Below are 3,961 nucleotides of genomic sequence, written 5' to 3' on the forward strand. Positions count from 1 at the left end.
TAGTATCCTTACTATAATAATAGCATCCTATAGTGCTTATCATGGGATAGAGACAATTGCTAGAGTGAACAACCTGCTTCTCCCAATTGGACTTTTAGCTCTTTCTTTTGTTATCTTTCTTAATATTCCAGAGATGGATTTCAAATTCTTTCTCCCTGTATTAAATCAGGGAGTTGCTCCTCCCCTAAGAGGTGCTTTACTGATCCAAAGTTGGCTTTTAAAATCTATTATCCTCCTACAACTTATACCCTTTGTAGAAGACAAAGAGAATATTCGCAGAGATATATCTATAGGCACGATTGTATTAAGTGGTGGTCTAATGGGTGGAGTTCTCCTTATTGCTGTATTTGGCCCACTAGCACAAAAGATAATCTTTCCTGCTTTAAGTTATGTTCGTATAATAGAGTTTGGTCGTTACATAGAGAATATAGATGCTCTTATTATGGTTATCTGGATTATAGGTATCTTTATTAATATCTCTATATCTTTCTATGCTGTTGTTTTAGGGTTGGCCCAGTTATTTTCTTTAAAGTCCTATAAGCCATTGATTACTCCAATAGCAATAATTATAGTCTGCTTTTCTATTCTTATTGCTCCAAGGATGATCCAACTGACTAACTTTATCCATTATATTTATCCTTTTTATGTCTGTTCAGTTGCTATTACTATCCCTATAATTTTGCTTTTAGTATCAAAAACTCGTGAAAAATCATAAGAGGAGTTGATTTATTTGGAATATACTTTTTTTTATGGATCTATAATTGCTTTATGGATAATATTTGGTATCTGTATATATTTACGAGGGCTTAGGTTGGCCCATATAATTATTGGTATTACAACTGTAGCTTACTCTCTTGTCTATGAAGTTATATTAGGAGAATATTTTGGGCTCTATTATTATATAACACCAGAAAAATCTAACCTTTATATTGTCCTAGCTGGAATTCTGGTCTATCCTCTATTAAATATAATATATACTATCTTTCTACCAGAAAAAATTAAACCTGTTCTCCTTTATACAGGAGTCTGGATTATAGCAATGCTCCTCTTTGAATGGGCTAGCTTAATAACTAAAACTGTTGTACTTTTAAGGTGGATGATTTTCCCTTGGTCTTTATTGACTTATATAGTTACTTACTTATGGGTTTATCTCTTCTATAGACATTTAAAAATGATATAAGAGACTCACTTTAAGATATCTTAAAGTGAGTCTCTTATATCATTCTTATTTATAGATTTAATTTTCTCCCATAGATCTAAACTAACAGCACCTACCTTGGTAACATTAATTGGTGTATAGTATAGTAAATGCTTAATACCTGGTAGACTAATAGCTGTCATAAGATTATCATATCCCTTGTTATTTAAATTATCAAAAGCTTTTCTAAACCTTTTCATCTCTAAATTATTCTGTATAACAGGTTTTATCTGCTTTTCATAATCCCACCCCTTGGCAATAGTTCTAGCTGCTGCCACTCCCATAGTAATAGCATTTAACATCCCAAAACCAAGAAAGGGATCTACTCCACCTGCTGAATTGCCTACAAATATTATATTCTTATATATTCTAGGATAAGCATAACCAAGATTATGGGCCAACTTAAATTCTTCAATTATCTTATATTTTATATCTATTCCTGCCAAAAATGCCTCCCAATAATAATCGATCTCCTTCTCATTTACATCTGTTGTAACAAGGGTCAATGAAGCCTTTTTCTTATCAAAAGGTGTCAAATAAGCATAGCCATTCTTACAATAATCCTTATTCAACCATACTATTAGAGTTTGAGGATTAAAGTCTCCTATAACTGTCGCTCCTCTTACGTAAGCACTTACTAACTCTATCCAGCACCCCATTTCATCAGGATATATACCATTTCCCGTACCAATAACTACATAATCATACTCCTTAGATAAAAGCTCATAATCCCCTGCCTCATTAAATAATACCTTGGTGTTCTTTAACTTAGAATAAAGCTGATACTTAACAGAATCTACATCTCTATCAGACTTATAAAGATAGCCCAGATTGCCCTTAATTGTAGTAGTCTTATTTGGTGATTTGTGAATTACCTTCTTGAGCTTATTTATAGGCTTTAGTTCTATATCAAAATTTTCCTTTAAATAAATTTTGTCATCCTTTTTAGGTCTATTGATTATCTCCATAGTAGCAACTACATGGGCCCACTGCTCCCCAATATAACCATTTCTCTCATAGATAACAGGGCTTATCCCATACTTCTCTAACTCGTAAGCACAAGCAAGACCTGATTTGCCTGCTCCTATTATAGCAATCTTCATACCTCACCCCCCATATTTCTCTAATATTTTAAACCAGATAATCAGAAGTACCCCTATTACAATATTTGAAAGAACATATAAAACTAAGCTCAAGTGTTGGCCCCTCCCTTCTTATCTAATACAACGATAATAAACCAACTCAAAACTGCCATTACACAAGTATTTACTACCAAACTATCGATATGACTCCAATCAAGATATACAAGAGCTTCTCTAGCAAGAACAAAAAGCTCAAATATACTATATAAAGCACTAATTACAAAAACATTTACTATCCTTAACCATCTTTTTCTAGGATGATATTGGGCCATAAGAATACCTATTACTAAAACTGGTCCTAAAGTAAAAAATAGCGAAGACCCTAATATAGAAATACCCTTCCGATTAATATGATACCAACCTCTGCTTATTGCCCTAGTATCTATAGCTATCTGTAAAGCTACTGCTAGGACACCACACCAGATATTAACCTTTAGTCTCTTCAAATCAACTAAAAGATAAAGGAGAATCCAACTTTTTATAAAGACTATAATCCATTCCATATAAATAAAGCACCCCCTCATATAGTAATTAGATTTAACGATATTATTTATGCTTGAAGTTGAAAACTATAGTAACATAGGTTAACTTTTGATGGATTAAATGTAGGAGCAGACCTATGTGTCTGCCCCCTAAATAATATTATAAAGACTACACTTAATTACTAAAATGTAGAATTTTTAGGGAAGACCTTTGAAATAATACCAGAAGGTGCTTCTAGCCTCTTTATCTTATGCTGTAGCTCTACAATAGCTCGCATCTCATCATCCCTCATCTGGGTGGTAATTGCCCTTACCTCTGGATTCCTAATCTCAATAAGATTTTGATTGTAAAATTTTTGATTTGAAATCCGATATTCGAGTATGTCCTTTAAGATATCTACATCTTTCATTTAAATTCTTTCCCCTTTCAATTAAGATTCAAGCCCTAATTTTATAATCTTATCCTTTATAAAACTTATATGTTCTTGAGATGTTTTTTTAAATTCCTTTATAATATCTTTCAATTCATCATTTTGAATATCTGGATAATACTCATCATATTTCTCTATAAGCAATTCTTCCTTTTCTAATGCCTTCTTAAAGTAAATCACTAGAATATATTCAGCTGAAAGTTTTTGCACATCTATTTCCTCCTACTCTCTTTGATATAATTTAATCTTAATAAATATTTTCCCGCTTATAAGTAAATATTATTCTTATATACAGACGTCGAAAGGAAGGTATCTTATATGAAAGTTGCAATTATTGGTGGTGGTATATCTGGTTTAGCATCTGCTTTGGCATTTGAAAGGTATGGAATTACTCCTGTTGTTTTCGAAAAGAATGGTCATATAGGAGATCCTGTATTATTTACCTCAGCCATTCTTCATATATTTAATCATTTTAAATCAGACCCTTTTAAGCACCTTAAAAAAAAGTATAATCTAAAGTTATCCCCTTCCTCTTCTATAAAAAGAATTGCTATGTACGGGCCAACAGAACAAGTTACTATAGAGGGAAATTTAGGATATATTACAAATAGAATGAGAGAAGGAACTTCTATTAACAATCAACTCTCTTCTAAACTATCTCTTTCAGTTGAATTTGATAGCTTAGTAGATATAGATGATTTAAAAGAA

General features: G+C 32.0%; 7 protein-coding genes. 3 read left to right on the top strand and 4 right to left on the bottom strand.

Features of this window, described 5'->3' with window-relative positions; genetic code table 11:
• Positions 1-715 (top strand): GerAB/ArcD/ProY family transporter (locus tag HALSAC_RS0109305; protein WP_169730091.1); only part of this gene is annotated, 715 nt, incomplete at its 5' end.
• Between the two features lie 15 nt (positions 716-730).
• On the top strand, positions 731-1,180 hold the full coding sequence (locus HALSAC_RS0109310; protein ID WP_027340042.1) for a hypothetical protein: 450 nt from the start codon (positions 731-733) through the stop codon (positions 1,178-1,180).
• Between the two features lie 20 nt (positions 1,181-1,200).
• On the opposite strand, the gene HALSAC_RS0109315 is transcribed toward HALSAC_RS0109310, so the two are convergent.
• The 4 genes from HALSAC_RS0109315 to HALSAC_RS0109335 all read right to left on the bottom strand — a co-directional run bounded on the left by HALSAC_RS0109315 (position 1,201) and on the right by HALSAC_RS0109335 (position 3,463).
• Positions 1,201-2,301 carry an NAD(P)/FAD-dependent oxidoreductase gene (locus HALSAC_RS0109315; RefSeq protein WP_027340043.1) on the bottom strand — a complete coding sequence of 367 codons (1,101 nt, stop codon included), beginning with the start codon at positions 2,299-2,301 and terminating at the stop codon, positions 1,201-1,203.
• A gap of 89 nt (positions 2,302-2,390) precedes the next feature.
• Positions 2,391-2,843, bottom strand: coding sequence for a hypothetical protein (locus tag HALSAC_RS0109325; protein ID WP_027340044.1), 453 nt, complete (start codon positions 2,841-2,843; stop codon positions 2,391-2,393).
• Between the two features lie 161 nt (positions 2,844-3,004).
• Positions 3,005-3,232 (bottom strand): ferritin family protein, encoded by a 228-nt coding sequence (locus HALSAC_RS0109330; RefSeq protein WP_027338859.1) that lies wholly within the window; start codon positions 3,230-3,232, stop codon positions 3,005-3,007.
• A 21-nt stretch (positions 3,233-3,253) separates the two neighbouring features.
• Positions 3,254-3,463 (bottom strand): hypothetical protein, encoded by a 210-nt coding sequence (locus tag HALSAC_RS0109335; protein ID WP_027338858.1) that lies wholly within the window; start codon positions 3,461-3,463, stop codon positions 3,254-3,256.
• Positions 3,464-3,571: 108 nt separating this feature from the next.
• Between HALSAC_RS0109335 and HALSAC_RS0109340 the strand changes: the two genes are divergently transcribed.
• A partial coding sequence (locus HALSAC_RS0109340; RefSeq protein ID WP_027340045.1) for an NAD(P)-binding protein occupies positions 3,572-3,961 on the top strand: 390 nt, incomplete at its 3' end.

Origin of the sequence: Halonatronum saccharophilum DSM 13868 (genome assembly GCF_000517025.1) — a bacterium.
In the GTDB taxonomy this organism is placed as follows: domain Bacteria; phylum Bacillota; class Halanaerobiia; order Halobacteroidales; family Halobacteroidaceae; genus Halonatronum; species Halonatronum saccharophilum.

Excerpts from the sequence above, each read along its gene's own strand:
- HALSAC_RS0109330 (WP_027338859.1), bottom strand. The coding sequence starts at position 3,232 with ATGAAAGATGTAGATATCTTAAAGGACATACTCGAATATCGGATTTCA.
- HALSAC_RS0109315 (WP_027340043.1), bottom strand. The coding sequence starts at position 2,301 with ATGAAGATTGCTATAATAGGAGCAGGCAAATCAGGTCTTGCTTGTGCT.
- HALSAC_RS0109325 (WP_027340044.1), bottom strand. The coding sequence starts at position 2,843 with ATGGAATGGATTATAGTCTTTATAAAAAGTTGGATTCTCCTTTATCTT.